This is a genomic window from Flavobacterium sp. (assembly GCF_039932285.1).
Lineage (GTDB): Bacteria > Bacteroidota > Bacteroidia > Flavobacteriales > Flavobacteriaceae > Flavobacterium.
Window position 1 is genome coordinate 17,917 of the sequence record NZ_JBDTQE010000021.1, and the last position, 19,181, is coordinate 37,097.

Here is a 19,181-nt window from a genome sequence, read left to right on the forward strand (position 1 = left end):
GGTATAGAATATGGTAAAAATCAATATAATATTTTCTTCATTGTTTTCGATTTATTTACGGTTTCTATAAATTCATTTTTGGGAATACTATCTTTTGTAATTCCACAACCAACATAGATGTTTGCAAAATCATTTTCAATATTCATACATCTTAAATTGACGAATAAGTCAGATTTATTATCCTTGAAAGTTGCAAAATCGATATTTAATTCACCTAAAAAACCAGTATAGAAAGTTCTTTCATAACTTTCGTTATCTAAAATAAATTGCATCGCTTCGGCTTTAGGTAAACCACAAACAGCTGGTGTTGGATGCAATTTTTCGATAATGTTCCTAAAATCATTTTGGGTATTTATTGTAGCTTCAATATCGGTTTTAATATGAACAATACTTCCTGCTCGAAAGGTATATGGCTCTGAAAATGAAATCTCGGTGCTGTATTTTTTTAAATTAGCTAAAATAAAATCAGTTACAAATTGTTGTTCTTGTTTTTCCTTTTCTTCCCAGACATATTTTTCAGATTCAGAATAAGATTGAGTTCCAGCAAAAGAAACTGTTTTGACTGTGTTTTCGAACGATTGCAAAAATTGTTCTGGTGTTGCGCCTATCCAAAAGCCAATTTTGGGATGATAAAAACAATATTTGAATGTATTTGGGTAATTTAAAATTAATTTATTAAAAGACTTTTCGAAATTAAAATCATTAATTTTTAAGGTTTCTTTTCGGGACAAAACTACTTTGTCAAATTCTTTGTTTTCTATTGCATTTATTCCTTTTTGAACTAAATTTTCAAAATCTATTTTTATATTTGAGTCAATATTTGAGTCAATTTCATTTTCAATAAAATAATTAATTTCACTTATAATTTCTATATAAACATCGGATTCATCTTTCGGGATTAAATATTTTTTTTGCCCATCAAAAGAAACAAAAGCAAAACCTGTTTCTTCAAAATTAGCTATTTCAAAAAGCGTATCATTTTTCTGAAAAACACCAATTAATCTATCAGAATTTGGTTTGCAATAAATTACAAAAGGCATTTTTTTGTTAAGTAATTCCTTTCCTTTATTAAAAATAGTATTCATTTTGGGTCTAGATTTTTCGCTTTGGCAAAACCATATTGGTTAATTTGCAGAGAGAAATTAATTTATCATGTTCGTCGGTAATTCTTATTTCCCAAAGATGAATGCTTCTTCCTTTGTGTACAATTCTGGCTGTTCCAGTAACAATTCCTTCTCTTTTTGCTTTAAGATGATTAGCTGAAATCTCGATACCACGTATCTCGCTTAGTGCTGGATTTACAAATAGCATCGATGCGGCACTACCTACACTTTCTGCAAGCGCAACACTAGCACCACCATGTAATAGTCCCATGGGTTGATGAACATCCGGATTTACAGGCATTGTGGCTACTAGAAAATCTTCTCCAGCATCTATAAATTCAATATTCAAGGTTTGCATTAATGTATTTTTGCACATGGTATTGCACATGGCGAGTATTTTATCTTTATCGAAAGTCATATATTTGTTTTTTGTGTTTCAAATTTACAAAAAAATAAGATTATTTATTTTGTGAATAGTATAGAATAAAAAACATTTTCGTTCGTTAATAGATTTTCACTATTTTTATCAAAAATTAAATTATAAATGCGTTATTCAATTCTATTTCTACTCACTTTAGCTATTTCTATCACTTCATGTCGAAAGGATTTTGATACCATTCCTAGTTCAGGAAAATTAGAATTTTCTAAAACCACTGTTTATTTAGATACTGTTTTTACAAATATTGGCTCAAGTACTTATATGTTAAAGGTTTATAATAGGAGTGGAGATGATATTACAATTCCGAGTATTGCTTTGACCAAAGGAAGTGCTTCAAAATACAGATTGATGGTTGATGGTATGACAGGATTAGACGGATCTGACGCTGATGCTATTGGCGATGGAAAAATATTCCCAAATGTTCAACTTTTAGCTCACGATAGTTTATTTGTTTTTATAGAAACCACTGCTGATATTGCCGATGCTAATCCTGCAGACATGCTTTATACTGATGAAATTTTGTTTGATGCTGGGACTTTACAACAAAAAGTAAATTTGGTAACGCTTATACAAGATGCTGTTTTCTTGTTTCCAGATAGAACACCAGATGGAAATGGAGGATTTATATATGAAAGTTTACAAATAGGAACTGATCCTGCAAATAGAATATACGGTTTTGTATTAGATGACACCGAATTGCATTTTACCAATGCAAAGCCTTATGTAATATATGGTTATGCTGCTGTGCCGACAGGAAAAAGTTTGGTAATTGACCCTGGTGCTCGAGTCCATTTTCATGATCAATCGGGAATTATAGTAGCAGGAAGTATTCAAGTAAACGGAACGGTTTCTCCACCACCTCCACCTTCACCATTGCCAAATTTATTACCCAATGAAGTTATTTTTGAAGGTGATAGGTTAGAGCCTTCTTTTACTGAAACTCCGGGGCAATGGGGAACTATTTTATTAGCTAGTGGAAGCACAAATAATTCTTTTAATCATTTGACAATAAAAAATGCCTCTGTTGGATTATTTATTCAGGATAATGATGCAACCACGGTCCAAATAAAAAACACACAAATATACAACTCATCAAATGTGGGTATTTTAGCTAGAACGGCAAAAATAAATGGCGAAAATATTGTTATAAATAATGCAGGGCAATATGCTTTAGCTTGTACTTTAGGAGGAACTTATGATTTTACGCATTGTACTTTTGCAGATTATTGGCAAGGTAGTTCACGACAATCACCTACGGTTTTGTTAGATAATACTTTTAATGACGGAACAAATATTTATGTTGCAGATTTAGTGCAAGCTAATTTTAATAACTGTATCATTTTTGGACCAAATAATATAGAACTTGGGTTAAATAAAAACAATACAAAAGCGTTTAATCATCAACTCAAAAATTGTTTGATTAAGTTTAATGATACTAACAATCAGTTTAGTAGTAATCCTTTGTATACAAGTGTTTTTGCACCGTCTAATAATAATTTGATGAGTAATAACACAACGCCTTTTGACCCTAAATTTAAAAATACCAGTAAAAATAATTTACGAATTGGATTAACATCTGATGCAAAAGGAGTGGGTAATCCGACTTATATTATTGCTCAAGATGCTGATGGAATTACCAGAACGACACCTCCAGATTTAGGTGCTTACGAACATTTAAATAATTAAACGTAAGTGTTGTAATTATTTTATTAAACTATAATATATTTCATAATTTATGTTAAATAAAAAAAGCCATCTCAAATTAGTATGAGACGGCCTTCTTTTTAATTTCAAAAAAATTATGGTTTACCAAATGAAAGAGAATAAGTGTCATCTCCAGGTCCAGCAGTATATGCGCTAGGTCCTGAATTTTGAGAAAAATAATTATCTGTATTCATATTTTGTCTTACAAATAAATTATCTCTGTTGGGATGCGGTCCTACAGAAGGAAATCCTAAACCTTTTGACCACATGTATACGCGGGTAGGTTGTGTATGCTTTGCGGCTATATCATTAGTATAATAAGGCAAAAGATTTGTATATTGTGCAATGTAAGCCACACCACGATTGTAGCCATCCGAACCTGCGGCACTAGAAACAAAGTACTCAATGGCAATGCCTAAATTATTAAGTCTTACCGCTGCGTCTTTACCAACATATCTTGTATCTGGATTGGCGTTTGGAGTTACAAAATTAGTAGGTAAATTAAATGAACTTGATTTTGCCAAACCAGGATTCCAATATGGGTCCATTAATGTTACTCTATTAGGTACCCTTGCTCCATTAATTGCTACTTCACGTAACATAGCCATCGTAAGGTTTCCTCCTAATGAATTACCCATAAGTCGCAATTCAGTCGCATTAGAAACTACAGCAGTAATTTTTTGATATTCTTGACGGTATAACTGCAATACGTTTAAAGTAGGGTTACCTCGTGTACTAAAAGTATTATTTGATTTTCTCCATCTCATACCAATTCCACTTGAATTTGCATCATAAATTTTCTTTTCTTCAGTTATAGGAGGTAATCCACTGTCGTCTGCTAATTGTATCCAATGAAATATACCTGTATTCCAGTTTTCATTTTCTGAATTCAATTTCCAATAATTCTGAACATTCTGATTGCCACTTTCGGCTTGATTAAACAAAAAACCTTCTCTTTTAAAACCACTAATAGATCCAGGTTGGTATCCATGAGCATAAATTAATGTTTTTCTGGTTGCTACAAAAAATGGGTTAGGTTCTCCAGGAATGTATTTCTGGCAACCAACAGCATCATTTGAAGCATTTTGCTGTATACCATAAAAATAGATGCCAAAATCATTTACTTCATAATAATAGGTTTGCAATGTAGTGGTATCAGCATCAAATTCAGCAGTTGCAGCACCAGCTAAAAGTGCTATAACTCTTGCTGGAGCAAAAATAGCACCATCAGAATTTATAGCAGCTTCAGGTATAGCATAATTAGCAGCATTACCACTCGAATTTATAGTTTGAACTATTAAACTGCTTCCAACACTAATAGTAATTTGTCGTGCTCCAAAAGTGTTTTCTGGTTTGCGAATGGCTGTTAAGACATTATTACTATAAGAAACGGTATATTCAAACCTTTTTAATAATTCAGCTATAGGTGTCATAAAGTTACCACTAGTTGAGATATAAGATTGTTGGTATCCAGATACTCCATATCCTATTATAGAACCATTAATTAGCACTCTTGTGTTCAAAAAATTAGTAGCTAAAGGTCTTGCGGTGGTTGGGTTTAGTGCACTACCGTCTTTTACTAGTTCTAAGCCTCCTTTTGTAGCCTCTTCAATCAATTTGGCATGTAGTGCATCTGCATTTGTTACTTGTTGTGTTGTTTGTAATAGTTCTGATGTATCAGAAGATTCAAAATCTTTTGTACAACTTACCAAACTCATTACAGTAATGGCTAATGCCAATGCCATTTTTGGAAAATAAAAATTGTTTTTCATAATTAAATTTTAAATTAATAACACTGCAAAGAAATGCAATACTGAATTTAAAATAGAATTGATAATAATTGTGATATATTGATTATCGCTATTTTATAATATTTCTTAAAGCCATAATTTTTCTTCTATATGCTTTAGGGTTCTCATTTCCATTTAGCTTTTTAAAAGCTATACAAAAATTACTATAGCTTTGAAAACTTAAATCTTGAGCAATTTCAGCTATAGGCTGATTGGTTTCTTCAATTAAAGATTTCGCTTTGTCAATTTTTATTTTAAGTATATACTGGTAAGGTGTTATATGCATGTATGTATTAAACATTTTAATAAAATGATCTTTTTTCCATTCTGTAAGTGCTACTAAGTCGTCAATTTCTATTTTTTCAGTGATATTTTTATTAACATAATTGATGATTTCTTTAATCCTAAAAGGGATTTCATTTTTTAAAGGTTCACTAGAACGAATTAAATCAATACTTTTATGTTGATGATTATTAAGTACAATTGATACTGCAGTCTTAATATCTGCTGGTTTAAATGGTTTAACAATAAAACCATAAGGTCTAGTCTCTTTTGCTTTCTCTAAAGAAACTTTATCTGAATTAGCTGTTATATAAATAAATGGGATTGTATCCTTTTCTAGCAAATAATGTCCAATAAGAACACCATCATTTTTTTTTTGTAAGTTAAGATCAATTAATACTAATGATAACTTTTCTTTCTCAATCATTTGAATTGCTTGTGTAACAGAAGTAATATTAGAAATTGTATCATATCCTTCACTTTCAAGAATGTTTTTTATATCCAATGCAATTAACAATTCATCTTCAACAATTAGTATTTTTGTTTTCATATTATTAATCAATTTTTTTTCCAGTAAAATTAATTTGGAATGTTGTCCCTTTTGATTCCTTAATGACTAACTCCCCATTAAGTTGTTGTGATAGTAGCCTTACTAATTTTATACCTAATGTATCCTTTTCTATCAAGTTCTTCGAGAATCCTATACCATTGTCTTTAAAAACTAATTTATAACCTTCGCGGAACGGTACAATTGTAATTAGTATTGTACCATTCATATCATTTGGAAATGCGTGTTTAAATGCGTTGTATAATAATTCGTTAATAATTAATCCTAATGAAATGGCATTTTCAATTTCAAAAAAAATGTTTTCAATTTTTATATCCATTTTGATTCTTTGGTTAATATTAGAAAAAGTACTTAGAATAGATTCTATTAGACTAACTAGATATTCATTAAAGTTAACTTTGCCTATATGATCATTTTGATATAAGTTCTCATGAATCAATGACATAGTTGTTATTCTAGATAATGATTTTTCCAAAAAAACGTCAATATTTGAGCTTTCTACTTGCCTTGATTGAATGTTTAGCAGGCTAATTACTAATTGTAAGTTATTCTTGACCCTGTGATGTATTTCTTTGAGCAACATGTCTTTTTCTTCCATATTTTTCTTCAAAAGAGCTTGAGATTGTAGTAAATCCGAATTAGCTTTCTCAATAAATATCTTTTGCTCTTCTAATACTATGTTTTTTATATTTTTAATATAGAAAATCCAAGTAAGTAGAAATAATATAATTACGATTATTAGTAATAGTAACAGTCCACAATAAATATAATTTTTTTGATTTTGAATTTTGAATTTTGAGTTTTTATTCTGTAATAGACTATTTTTTAATGCTATTTCTTTTTCATTAACGTGAAATTGTGTTTGCAACTCATTAATTCTATTAGTCTTTTCCTCAATTAAGATTGCTTCACTAATTTGTTTGTCTAATTTACTATACTGATAAGCTTCCTTATAATTTCCTAAAGCAGATTCAGTTTTAGCTATTTCATTATATATATTTTTAGATTCTATTTGATCCGCATGTTTACTTTTAGATTGATTAATGGAATCGATCAATGTTTTTTGATAAAATAATGCTTTTTTATAATTTCCTTCAGAAAAATAACTATTTCCAATAATTTGTAAAGCCATTTTAACACTAGATCCTTCTTCTGTCATGATTAAAACCTTATTAGCATTTTCTATGGCTAAATTGTATTTTTTTTGCTCATAATTGATGGCTGCAATATTATTGATATTAATAGCTATAAAACTAATATTATTTATTTCATAACTTTTTTTTAATGAAAGCTGTGAGTATTTGATAGCCTCGACATAATTTTTTAATTCAATATATATATTAGCAATATTAGATAAAAATTGAATTTCAGAATATTTATCCTTATTTAAGGAAATAGCCAACTTAGTATACTCTAATGATTTTTTTAGTTGATTCGTATAATAATAAATTCCTGCTATACCATTGTAACAAATTACTATATTATCGAAATTGTGAATTTTTCTATAATTTGTAATTGCTTTGTTTAAATAGAAAATGGCTTTCTTAAAGTTTTTATTTCTGAAATAATAAGTGCTTAAACAATAATTAAAATTAGCAATATCATTAAAAAAAGTAGTATTTCTGGATGTTTCAATACCTATATTAGCTGTTAGAAAGGCTTTGTCTAATTCGTTAGTGTTTAAATAACAATTTGTTTTTAGAGTAATAGTACTAAAATAGCCTTGCTTGAATTTTACTTTCTTATAGTCCATTATTGACTTATCTGCATATAGTAATGATGATTTATAATCTCCTTGAGACATATAAATAATTCCTTGAATTAGATTGTAGTGTGCAAAACCTTTTGTGAAATTCTGTTTTTTTGACAGTTTTAATATCTTTTTGTTAACAAAAACAAGCTTTTTGGGATCAAAATATTGATACTCGCGAGCTAATAAAAAGTAATCATTAACTAATAATGTGTCTGCTTTTTGCTTTTTTATTTCAATCAAGAGACTGTCAATTTTTGTGTTCTTAGTTTGAGACCATGAGATTGTTGAGAAAAATAAGAACAGAAATAACCATTTCATAACTAACTATTTATTTGCAAGATCTGTTGAAAGTATACAAAAATTATCACAAAACCAATTGATAAGCAGAGTCGATATCTAAATAAAATAATTACATTAGGTTAAGCAAAATGTTTATAATTTAAATAGGGAGTTTTTTTGTTGTACAGATTACAATTTATACAAGGATTTATAGTTTAGTTTTTCCTTTAAAAGTTTAATTTGTACCTTAAATTAAAAAAAAATCAAAAATCCCAATTAATCTTGGGATTTTTGATTTTCTAGAGGGAACTAAAAATATATGATTTCTTTATATTCCTAAAAAATTACTTGGCGTAATTTGCATCAATTCATTTTTAATTTCTTCAGAAACTTCTAATGTTGCTATAAAATTATGAATCGCTTTTTTATCAATAACTGTATTGGTTCTAGTTAAGCCTTTTAAGGCTTCATAAGGATTAGGATAACCCTCACGGCGCAAAATTGTTTGTATAGCTTCTGCAACCACTGCCCAGTTTTTTTCTAAATCTTCGGCAAATTTAGATTCGTTTAGTAATAATTTATCAAGTCCTTTTAGAGTAGCTTCAAAAGCAATTATAGTATGACCAAATGGTACACCAATATTTCTTAGAACCGTACTGTCAGTTAGATCTCGTTGCAATCTAGATAAAGGTAATTTAGCAGAAAGATGTTCGAAAATGGCATTGGCAATGCCTAAATTTCCTTCTGAATTTTCAAAATCAATAGGGTTAACTTTATGTGGCATAGCTGAAGAACCTATTTCGCCTGCTTTTATCTTTTGTTTGAAATATTCCATCGAAACATACGTCCAAATATCTCTGTCTAAATCGATTATAATAGTATTAATTCTTTTTAAAGCATCAAAAAATGCAGCAAAATGATCGTAATGTTCAATTTGTGTAGTAGGAAAGGAGTGGTGCAACCCTAAAGTGTCTTCAACAAAATTGTTTCCAAATTTTCTCCAGTCTATTTGAGGATAAGCGACATGATGTGCATTGTAATTTCCTGTGGCTCCACCAAATTTTGCTGCAAACGGAATATTAAACAACAAACGCATTTGCTCTTCTAAACGTTCTACAAAAACGCCTATTTCTTTACCTAAACGAGTTGGAGAAGCTGGTTGTCCATGTGTTCTTGCTAACATAGGAATATCTCTCCATTCGGTACTTAAATCTTTTAGTTTAGAAACTAAAGTAATTAATGATGGTAAATATACTTTTTCAAACGCTTCTTTGGTAGAAAGCGGAATCGCAGTATTGTTAATATCCTGAGAGGTCAATCCGAAATGAATGAATTCTTTGTATTCAGATAAACCCAATTTCTCGAAAGCATCTTTTATAAAATATTCTACTGCTTTTACGTCATGATTGGTCGTTTTTTCAGTTTCTTTGATCCAAAGGGCATCTTCGGTAGAGAAATTTTTATAAATATTTCTTAAATTGTTAAATACATTTGAATTTACATTTTTAAGTTGCGGTAAAGGAATCTGGCAAAGCGATATAAAATATTCAATTTCTACAAGAACTCGATATTTTATTAAGGCTTCTTCTGAAAAATAGATGGAAAGTGATTTGGTTTTACTTCTGTAACGACCATCTATAGGCGAAACAGCATTCAGTTCAGTTAGTTGCATTTTGTGTGTTGTTGTTTAAAAAATGCAAAGATAAACAGATTTAAGATATTAGATTTAAGATATTAAATTTTTATTCCCATTTATTTTATAGAATGTAATAAAAACCTACTTTTTTATATATTGTTTTTGAATATGGGAGTTTAAATCACTTCAATTCATAATACATAATACATAATCATTATATTTGCCCAACTAAATTTTCTAAAATGAAAAAAAAATACTTTTTACTGGTTGCATTGTTTCTTTTTGTGAGTGGTAATGCACAGATTATTAATTTCCCTGATGCTAATTTTAAAGCAAAGTTGTTGGCAGCTAGTCCTAGTAATAGTATTGCAAGTAATTTGAGTGGATACTATTTTAAAATTGATGCTAACAATGATGGAGAGATAGATTCTTACGAGGCGTTAAATGTGAGTTCACTAAAAGTATTTAATTCAAATATTATTGATTTAACTGGAATCGAACAATTTGTCAACTTAAAGTATCTATATTGCTATAACAATCCTATCGTAAATTTAAATCTTACTGGATTAACACAATTGCAATTACTTGACTGTCATAATTGTCAATTAGCCAATTTTGTTTTTTCAGGTTTTAGTAATTTATCATGGTTTGATATTTATAATAATAATTTAACGAGTTTAGATCTTACTAATTTTAATTTACTAACGAGGCTTAATACCACTAATAATCCTTTAGGAACATTAAATTTATCAGCATCAAATAATATTAACGAGCTTTATTGTTATAATAATCAATTAACAAGCTTAAATATTTCAAATTTAATTTATCTTGAAAAAATTGACTGTGGAGGAAATAATATTTCTAATTTAGATTTAAGTTCAATTATTGATCCTAATTATGTTACTTACATTGACGTTGCTGGCAATCCAATTTTAAATATTGATTTTTCACCATATCCATATTTAACCCATATAGGACTGGGTAATAATAGTATGACATCAATAGATTTATCTTCGGTGACAAGCACTCAATTGAATTTTCTTAATCTTACTGGAAATAATATTGTTAGTCTAGATTTTTCAAATTATAATTTTAACGTTCTTGAATTCTATTTTGAAAACATGAATAATTTAGAAGCATTAAATTTAAAAAACAATTTTAATAATTATATTAATACTATTACTAATTGTCCAAATTTAAATTATATATGTATTGATGAAAGCGAATTTGATGATTTTAATACAAGAATGACAGAGTTAAATTTACAAAATCAAATTCAAATAAATTCATATTGTTCCTTTGTTCCTGGAGGAACATTTTACATGATTCAAGGTCAAAATAAATTTGATGCTAACAATAATGGTTGTGATGCTTTGGATTTACCATTATACAATTTAAAATTTAATATTACAAATGGTGTAAATAGTGGTAGTTTAATTGCTGATAATACGGGTGATTATTCTATTCCAGTTCAAGCAGGAACACATACAATTACTCCCGTTTTTGAAAATTCAACTTATTTTACTGTTTCACCATCAACAGCAAGTGTTACTTTCCCAGACCAAGTTAGCCCATTTACTCAAAATTTTTGCGTTACTGCCAATAGTGTTCATCCTGATTTAGAAGTATCTATTTTACCAATCGTTCGAGCTAGACCAGGTTTTGATGCCGTTTATAAAATTATCTATAAAAACAAAGGAAATACTACGCAATCAGGAAATGTAACTGTAAATTTTAATGATGGAATTTTAGATTTTATTTCTGCAGCTCCAGCAGTAACAACTCAAACAGGATATAATTTATCTTGGGCTTTTACTAACTTACTACCCTTTGAAACTAGAGAAATCACATTTACACTAAACGTTAATTCTCCTATAGAAACACCAGCAGTAAATAACGGTGATATTTTATATTATTGGACAGAAATTTCGAGTGTAGCTAATGACGATATGCCAATTGATAATTTATTTTTCTTAAATCAAACCGTTGTTAACTCTTTAGACCCCAACGACAAAACGTGTTTAGAAGGAAATAATTTAGGAATAGAAAAAGTAGGACAATATATTCATTATTTGATTCGTTTTGAAAATAATGGTACTGCCAATGCCCAAAATATTGTAGTAAAAGACATGATTGATACTGCAAAATTTGATGTTAACTCAATAATTCCTATAAAAGGAAGTCATTCTTTTGTAACGAATATTACTGCAGAAAATAAAGTAGAATTTATTTTCCAAAACATTAACCTTCCTTTTGATGATGTGAATAATGATGGTTATGTAGCTTTTAAAATTAAAACACTTCCAACATTAATAAGTGGCGATACATTTAGTAATACTGCCAGTATCTATTTCGATTATAATTTTCCAATTATAACCAATACTTCTACAACTCTTATTACAGCTTTGAGTGTTTCCGATTTTGTATTCTCTAATTATTTTAATCTATACCCAAATCCTGTAAAAGAGGTGTTGAATATTTCAATAAAAGAATCTATTGAAGTTACTTCAATTAATATTTACAATACTTTAGGACAATTGGTTTTAGTTATTCCAAATGCACAAAACACCAAAACAGTCGATGTTTCAAGTTTAACATCAGGGAATTATTTTATTAAAATAAATTCCGACAAAGGAACAAGCAATACCAAGTTCATCAAAAATTAAATTGAGAGCCTTACAGAAATGTAAGGTTTTTTTTATACACTTTTTTAAAGAATTGATTTTGTGGGTATCGCAAAAGTTGTGGCAAAATTTTTGAAATTATTTTTTTGCCACAAAAAATGTGTCAATTTTTTGAAATTATTTTTTTTGACACAACAATGTGAGGCTTTTTTTATGCAATCGTATTTTTATTCATTTTTTTAATTAATTTTACACTCCAAACAACACAAGTATATGAGTCAAAAAATTTTGCTCAATCATAAAGAAATTAACATCATACTTCATCGTTTGGCCTGTCAGTTAATAGAAAATCACCTTGATTTTTCCAATACTATTTTGATAGGAATTCAGCCTCGAGGAACGCAATTGGCTGGTCGTTTAAAACAAATTTTAGAAAGAGAATACCAAATCAAAGACATTTCATTAGGATTTTTGGACATTACTTTTTTTAGAGATGATTTTCGTCGTGGCGAAACATTAGAAGCTAATAAAACCCAAATTGATTTCCTTGTAGAAAATAAAAAAGTAATTTTTATAGACGACGTTCTCTATACAGGACGAAGTATTAATGCAGCATTATCAGCTATACAATCTTTCGGAAGACCTAGCGAAGTAGAACTTTTAGTACTCATTGACAGACGATTTAGTCGTCATTTGCCTATACAGCCAGATTATCGTGGACGTCAAGTTGATGCTATAAATAATGAAAAAGTAGTGGTAAATTGGTCAGAAACAGCTGGAGAGGATTCGGTTGAATTAATTACAAAATAAGATGAAGGAATTAAGTGTAAATCATTTATTAGGAATCAAATATATTAATGAAGATGATATTAATCTCATTTTTGAAACCGCAGATCATTTTAAAGAAGTTATTAATAGACCTATTAAAAAAGTTCCTTCCTTACGAGATATAACCATTGCCAATATATTTTTCGAAAATAGTACAAGAACAAAACTATCATTCGAATTAGCTCAAAAACGCCTTTCGGCAGATGTGATAAATTTTGCAGCTTCAAGCTCATCGGTAACCAAAGGGGAAACCTTAATAGACACCGTAAACAATATTCTTTCGATGAAAGTGGATATGGTGGTTATGCGACACGCATCACCAGGAGCAGCGGTATTTTTATCTAAAAATGTGAAGGCAAGTATTGTAAATGCGGGAGATGGTGCACACGAGCATCCGACACAAGCTTTACTAGATGCTTATACTATTCGTGAAAAATTAGGTGATGTTGCAGGCAAAAAAGTAGCTGTTGTGGGCGATATTTTGCATTCTCGTGTAGCACTTTCTAATATTTATTCTTTGCAGAAACTAGGCGCTGAAGTAAAAGTTTGTGGGCCAAAAACATTAATACCAAAATATATTGAAGAATTAGGTGTAAAAGTGGAACCAAATTTAAGGAAAGCTTTAGAATGGTGCGATGTAGCCAATATGTTACGCGTGCAAAATGAAAGATTAGATATTAGTTATTTTCCATCGACACGAGAATATGCTATGCAATATGGTTTAGATAAAAACTTATTAGATTCCCTAAATAAAGAAATTGTAATCATGCATCCAGGTCCTATAAACCGTGGTGTAGAAATCACGAGTGATGTTGCCGATTCTAAACAATCGGTCATTTTAAATCAAGTTGAAAATGGAGTTGCCATAAGAATGGCAGTAATTTATCTGTTGGCTTCAAAAATTAAGTAAAAATATCCTTATAATTAGTTATACTTTTACTCAAACAGAAGATAACTTTATTTTGAGAAAATTAAATACCAATAAAAAATCAATACCAATGCAATGCTTTGTTAGTATTGCATTTGTATTTATTGTTTCAATCCTCTGTTTTTTTTCTTCAAAATATATCGATTACCGTATAACTGCATTAATTTTATTAATGACAGTTTCACTTATTGCCATGTTTTTTGATATTTTGCCAGTATTGTTAACAGCAATTTTAAGCGGTTTGATTTTAAATTTCTTTTTTATCCAACCACTTTTTACTTTTCATATTACCAATACCGAAGATATTTTAATGTTTCTAATGTACCTCATTATTGCATTGGTAAACGCTGTGTTAACATTTAAAATTCGAGAAGCCGAAAGTAAAGCACGGGATAAAGAAGAAAAAGTAAAAACAATAAAACTTTACGACACCTTACTTAATTCACTTTCTCACGAGTTGCGAACGCCAATTGCTACAATTATTGGTGCTATTGATACCTTAAAAGAAAATAAAAATAAACTTTCCCAAAACAATCAAACTGAATTACTCGAAGAAATTGACAAAGCGAGTATTCGACTAAACAGACAAGTAGAAAATCTGTTAAATATGAGTCGATTAGAAACAGGAATGTTAAACCTGAAACAAGATTGGTGCGATATAAATGAACTTATTTATACTGTAATTCAAAAAATTACTGCAATAAAAGAGAAACATATAATAAGTTTTATTCCAGACGAAAAATTGCCGTTATTTAAATTAGACGCTGGATTAATTGAAGAAATACTTCAAAATTTAGTTACAAATGCCATATTATATACTCCAAAAAATTCAATTATAAATATTGAGGCTTCTTACGAACTTAATAATTGTGTATTTTTGGTTTCCGACAACGGAAACGGTTTTCCCGAAAATGAAATACAATTTGTATTTGATAAATTTTATCGTTTACCAAATTCTAAAACTGGTGGAAGCGGACTTGGTTTATCTATTGTGAAAGGTTTTGTTGAAGGGCACAACGGGGCTATAAAACTACAAAATAATATAAATTCAGGTGCTTGTTTTACAATAACTATTCCAACCGAAACATCTTATTTAAACAATCTCAAAAATGAATAAAGCCGAAATATTAGTTATTGATGATGAAGCACCAATAAGAAAATTACTTGAAATAACATTAGAAAGTAATGATTATAAAGTTTGGCTTGCAGAAACAGGAAAAGAAGGAACACTTCTGGCAATAAATCATCCACCAGAATTAATCTTACTAGATATTGGTTTACCTGACAAAAGCGGACACGAAATTCTTAAGGAACTACGAACTTGGTACACAAAGGCTATTATAATTCTTTCCGTTCAAAGTAGTGAAGAAGATATTGTAAAAGCGCTAGATAATGGAGCAACAGATTACTTAACAAAACCTTTTAGAACTGCAGAACTTTTGGCAAGAATTCGTTCGGTAATTCGAAGAAATCAATTGCAAAATGATAGTAGTATTTTATCTTGTGATGATTTGCAAATAGATTTTGGCGCTAGAGTTGTAAAACGAAATGATGAGATGCTAAAACTTACTTCAACAGAGTTTAATTTATTATCTCTTTTTATGAAAAATGAAGGAAGAGTTTTAACACATCAATATATTCTGAAAGAGATTTGGGGATTTGCTTATCAAACAGAAACACAATATTTGAGAGTTTTTGTCGCAACATTGCGCAAAAAAATAGAAGAAAATCCCAATCAACCTAAACATATAATCACAGAAAGTGGCGTAGGTTATCGCTTTAGTTAATCTTTATAAAATCTTTATATTTAGCACTTATATCTTTACATTCTGAAAATACCATTTTATAGAACTTTGTATCATTAAAATTTTAAACAAAATTAAATAATGAATACAACAAAAAATGGAGTTGCAAGCAAAGTTACTATTGCCTCACTTTTAGTAGCACTTGGAATTATTTATGGAGATATCGGAACGAGTCCACTCTACGTTTTTAAGGCCATAATTGGAACAAGAGATATTAATTTGATGCTGGTTTATGGTGGCGTTTCTTGTGTCTTTTGGACTTTAGTTTTTCAAACTACAATCAAATATATTTGGCTTACACTTAGAGCCGATAACCATGGCGAAGGTGGAATTTTTTCTCTTTATGCATTAGTTAGACGTTATGGTAAAAAATTAGTGATTCCAACAATTCTAGGAGCAACTACTTTGCTTGCCGACGGAATTATAACGCCTCCTATTTCGGTTTCATCTGCAATTGAAGGTTTGAGTATGGTAAAAGGGTTAGAGAATATTATTATTCCAGGTAACTTTTTAACGGTTGGAATTGTCGTAGCCATTATCTCTTTATTGTTTTTCTTTCAACGTTTTGGAACGCAAGTAATCGGAAAAGCTTTTGGACCTATTATGACTATTTGGTTTACAATGCTATTGGTTTTTGGCGTAAAAGAAATTTTGCAACATACAGATATCATAAATGCTTTAAATCCTTATTATGCGTATGATTTATTAGTTAATTATCCCAAAGGATTTTGGTTGCTTGGTGCCGTTTTCCTTTGTACAACTGGAGCAGAAGCGTTGTATTCTGATTTAGGTCATTGTGGTATTAAAAATATACGGATTACTTGGATTTATGTAAAAATAAGTTTGGTTGTTGCTTATTTGGGTCAAGCGGCTTGGTTGATGCACCAAGGTGAAACTTTATTAAACGGTAGAAATCCATTTTTTGAAATCATTCCAACTTGGTTTCTATTGCCTAGTATTATTATATCAACTTGCGCCACAATTATTGCATCACAAGCCTTAATAAGTGGAAGCTTTACTTTAATAAGCGAAGCGATGAACTTGAACTTTTGGCCAAGAGTAACGGTAAGACAACCCAGCGATAGTAAAGGACAAATTTATATACCAAGTATTAATACTATACTTTGGTTTGGTTGTGTATTAATGATGGTTTATTTCAAAGAAAGTGCTCATATGGAAGCTGCTTACGGCTTTTCAATTACCATTACAATGATGATGACCTCATTATTATTAAGCTATTTTATTTATTACAGATTAAAATGGAAAAAAATATATGTAATACTTTTTTTAACCATTTTTGGAGCAATAGAAATAGCATTTTTTGTAGCCAATGTGGCAAAAATAAAAGAACGATGGATGTTTTTATTCTTTGAATTATTCATTTTTATGGTCATGTATATTTGGTATTATGCCCGAAAAATTAATAATCGTTTTACAAAATTTATAGAATTAGGTAAATACAGTAACCAGCTTACAGAATTAAGCCAAGACGATGCAATTCCAAAATTTGCAACTCATTTAATTTATTTAACCAAAGCAGATAGAAGACACGAAATAGAAGAAAAAACAATCAAATCTATTTTTGCAAAAAAACCAAAACGTGCCGATGTTTACTGGTTTTTGCATATTAATCGTACCGAAGATCCATTTACATTGTCTTATGATGTTTCAGAATTGGTTGACGATAAAGTAATAAAAGTGAATATTAATGTTGGATTTAGAATACAACCTAAAACGGAACTTTATTTCAAAAACATAGTAAAAGAGTTAGTAGCAAACAAAGAACTTAATTTGCATATTCGTCCTGACGGATCGAGCAAATACAATAGCGAACCAGATTTTAAGTTTGTTGTAATCGAGAAATTTTTATCAATAGAAAATGAATTCGCATTAAGAGAAGGTTTTTTATTAAGAGGTTATTTCTTTTTGAAGCGTTTAGGAGTAAGCGATGAAAAAGCATTTGGTTTAGAAAAATCTGATGTTGAGATAGAACAAATTCCTCTGGTTTATCAACCCATAACAAACATAAAATTAGATAGAGAAAAAAGATAGCGATGAAAAGAGATTCGTCATTCGTACTTTATTGCGACTATTTTAAGCTAAAAAATAGATTAGTTGAAATCGAAACTAGAAAAAACACCATTTGACAGAATGGATATGACATGGCAAAATGGCTCGGACAGATGACTTCTCCAACTGGTTATACCACAACTCCATTACCATCAAATTGGCGACCTAATTTAGTAAAAACGGAAACTAGAATTATTTTTGCAGTTTTGTTTAGAATTTAATGTTAACGATTAAAAACTATTATGACGTCTAGTAGGAAGTTAACTGGTAATTTGATATTTTTGTTTCTATAATCCTTCTTGTTTTATATCCAGATTAAATAATTTAAATAATAAATGAAAGTAGAAGAAAAAGGGCATACAACTATTATTAAAGATACTCAAGGTGATTTGACTTCATTTTTGTTAAAATTAGATCATGAGACAAGCTTTAGTAAACATAATTTGATAATTGATTTATCATCTTATAAAAACCTAGTAGCTAAAGATATTTTATTGTTTACCGATTTTTATAAAATGCACAAAAAAGAGAAAAAATCATTTGTGATTGTTGCTTCAGAATTTGATTTTAATGCAAATACAAAAAATATTGTAGTAGTTCCTTCAATTCTGGAAGCTCACGATATTATTGAAATGGAAGAAATAGAAAGAGATTTAGGTTTTTAGATTAGCCTTTTTTTTTAAATAAAAGTATAAAAAAAGCTCCAAGATATTGGAGCTTTTTGTTATTTAGTCTTCATCGTCTTCGTCAGAATCTTCATCTATTGGTTCATCTCTATCGTCATCGTCGTCGTCGTCAGAATCATCTCCGTCGTTTGTGTCAGATTTTTCTATGTCATCATCGTCATCAGCATCATCGTCAATTTCCAGTTCTTTTAGTGCATCAATTGAACTATCATCAGAACCTTCTAGATCATCTGCCAATTCATCATCTTCATCATAGTTTATGATTCTGTCAGAAAGCTTAGTACTTATTTTTACTAGAAAAATAGTGTCAACAGTGCGTACTTCTACAGCTTCTATAGTTTCGTTTTTTGCGTTTTTAAAACGTACTATATTTGAATCATCATATCCGTCGGGAAATTTTTCGACTAATAAGTTTAAAATTTCTCCTGTAAGTTTTGAATAATCAACAATAACTCTTTTCATAAATATATATTATAAATCTAAAATGTAAGCAAATATAAGGGGAACTACAATTGTAGCATCAGATTCTACGATAAATTTTGGAGTATCAACATCTAATTTTCCCCAAGTAATTTTTTCGTTTGGTACTGCTCCGGAATACGAACCATAACTGGTTGTTGAATCTGAAATCTGACAGAAATAACTCCAAAACGGAATGTCATGCATTTCCATATCTTGATACAACA

At 29.6% G+C, this 19,181-nt stretch carries 17 protein-coding genes; 9 read left to right on the plus strand and 8 right to left on the minus strand.

The window, feature by feature from the left end; genetic code table 11:
• Positions 1-20: 20 nt before the first annotated feature.
• Together ABI549_RS05920 and ABI549_RS05925 are read right to left on the minus strand one after the other, a co-directional pair.
• Complete coding sequence (locus ABI549_RS05920) at positions 21-1,085, minus strand: chorismate-binding protein (protein WP_348075535.1); 1,065 nt, start codon at positions 1,083-1,085, stop codon at positions 21-23.
• 7 nt (positions 1,086-1,092) lie between these two features.
• Entirely contained in the window at positions 1,093-1,521 is a 429-nt protein-coding gene (locus ABI549_RS05925; protein WP_348075536.1) for a PaaI family thioesterase, read from the minus strand.
• A gap of 126 nt (positions 1,522-1,647) precedes the next feature.
• Here ABI549_RS05925 and ABI549_RS05930 point away from each other — a divergent pair, with 126 nt between their 5' ends.
• Positions 1,648-3,228 carry a hypothetical protein gene (locus tag ABI549_RS05930; protein WP_348075537.1) on the plus strand — a complete coding sequence of 527 codons (1,581 nt, stop codon included), beginning with the start codon at positions 1,648-1,650 and terminating at the stop codon, positions 3,226-3,228.
• A gap of 113 nt (positions 3,229-3,341) precedes the next feature.
• On the opposite strand, the gene ABI549_RS05935 is transcribed toward ABI549_RS05930, so the two are convergent.
• The 4 genes from ABI549_RS05935 to purB form a co-directional block, all read right to left on the minus strand.
• Positions 3,342-5,018 (minus strand): hypothetical protein, encoded by a 1,677-nt coding sequence (locus ABI549_RS05935; RefSeq protein ID WP_348075538.1) that lies wholly within the window; start codon positions 5,016-5,018, stop codon positions 3,342-3,344.
• An 88-nt stretch (positions 5,019-5,106) separates the two neighbouring features.
• Positions 5,107-5,868 (minus strand): DNA-binding response regulator, encoded by a 762-nt coding sequence (locus tag ABI549_RS05940; protein WP_348075539.1) that lies wholly within the window; start codon positions 5,866-5,868, stop codon positions 5,107-5,109.
• A 4-nt stretch (positions 5,869-5,872) separates the two neighbouring features.
• Positions 5,873-7,879: a histidine kinase dimerization/phosphoacceptor domain -containing protein gene (locus ABI549_RS05945; protein ID WP_348075540.1), complete on the minus strand. Its 2,007-nt coding sequence runs from the start codon at positions 7,877-7,879 to the stop codon at positions 5,873-5,875.
• 367 nt (positions 7,880-8,246) lie between these two features.
• Positions 8,247-9,590: an adenylosuccinate lyase gene (gene purB, locus ABI549_RS05950; protein ID WP_348075541.1), complete on the minus strand. Its 1,344-nt coding sequence runs from the start codon at positions 9,588-9,590 to the stop codon at positions 8,247-8,249.
• Positions 9,591-9,796: 206 nt separating this feature from the next.
• Here purB and ABI549_RS05955 point away from each other — a divergent pair, with 206 nt between their 5' ends.
• The 8 genes from ABI549_RS05955 (at position 9,797) to ABI549_RS05990 (ending at position 18,474) form a co-directional block, all read left to right on the plus strand.
• On the plus strand, positions 9,797-12,220 hold the full coding sequence (locus tag ABI549_RS05955) for a T9SS type A sorting domain-containing protein (RefSeq protein ID WP_348075542.1): 2,424 nt from the start codon (positions 9,797-9,799) through the stop codon (positions 12,218-12,220).
• A gap of 231 nt (positions 12,221-12,451) precedes the next feature.
• The gene (gene pyrR / locus ABI549_RS05960) at positions 12,452-12,988 is read left to right on the plus strand and encodes a bifunctional pyr operon transcriptional regulator/uracil phosphoribosyltransferase PyrR (protein WP_348075543.1); all 537 of its coding nucleotides are present in this window, start codon (positions 12,452-12,454) and stop codon (positions 12,986-12,988) included.
• A gap of 1 nt (position 12,989) precedes the next feature.
• Positions 12,990-13,916: an aspartate carbamoyltransferase catalytic subunit gene (locus ABI549_RS05965; protein WP_348075544.1), complete on the plus strand. Its 927-nt coding sequence runs from the start codon at positions 12,990-12,992 to the stop codon at positions 13,914-13,916.
• An 88-nt stretch (positions 13,917-14,004) separates the two neighbouring features.
• On the plus strand, positions 14,005-15,051 hold the full coding sequence (locus ABI549_RS05970) for an ATP-binding protein (protein ID WP_348075545.1): 1,047 nt from the start codon (positions 14,005-14,007) through the stop codon (positions 15,049-15,051).
• A complete protein-coding gene (locus ABI549_RS05975; protein ID WP_348075546.1) occupies positions 15,044-15,721 on the plus strand; it encodes a response regulator transcription factor in 678 nt (225 codons plus the stop codon). The genes ABI549_RS05970 and ABI549_RS05975 overlap by 8 nt, the downstream gene beginning before the upstream one ends.
• 99 nt (positions 15,722-15,820) lie before the next feature.
• Positions 15,821-17,791, plus strand: a complete 1,971-nt coding sequence (locus ABI549_RS05980) for a KUP/HAK/KT family potassium transporter (RefSeq protein ID WP_348075547.1) — start codon at positions 15,821-15,823, stop codon at positions 17,789-17,791.
• Between the two features lie 110 nt (positions 17,792-17,901).
• Positions 17,902-18,030 carry a hypothetical protein gene (locus tag ABI549_RS05985; protein ID WP_348075548.1) on the plus strand — a complete coding sequence of 43 codons (129 nt, stop codon included), beginning with the start codon at positions 17,902-17,904 and terminating at the stop codon, positions 18,028-18,030.
• A gap of 114 nt (positions 18,031-18,144) precedes the next feature.
• Entirely contained in the window at positions 18,145-18,474 is a 330-nt protein-coding gene (locus tag ABI549_RS05990; RefSeq protein WP_348075549.1) for a ribonuclease Z, read from the plus strand.
• Positions 18,475-18,537: 63 nt separating this feature from the next.
• Here ABI549_RS05990 and ABI549_RS05995 read toward each other — a convergent pair whose 3' ends face one another.
• On the minus strand, positions 18,538-18,957 hold the full coding sequence (locus ABI549_RS05995; RefSeq protein ID WP_348075550.1) for a DNA primase: 420 nt from the start codon (positions 18,955-18,957) through the stop codon (positions 18,538-18,540).
• Between the two features lie 9 nt (positions 18,958-18,966).
• The coding region (locus ABI549_RS06000) for a deoxyhypusine synthase family protein (RefSeq protein WP_348075551.1) at positions 18,967-19,181 on the minus strand (215 nt) is incomplete at its 5' end.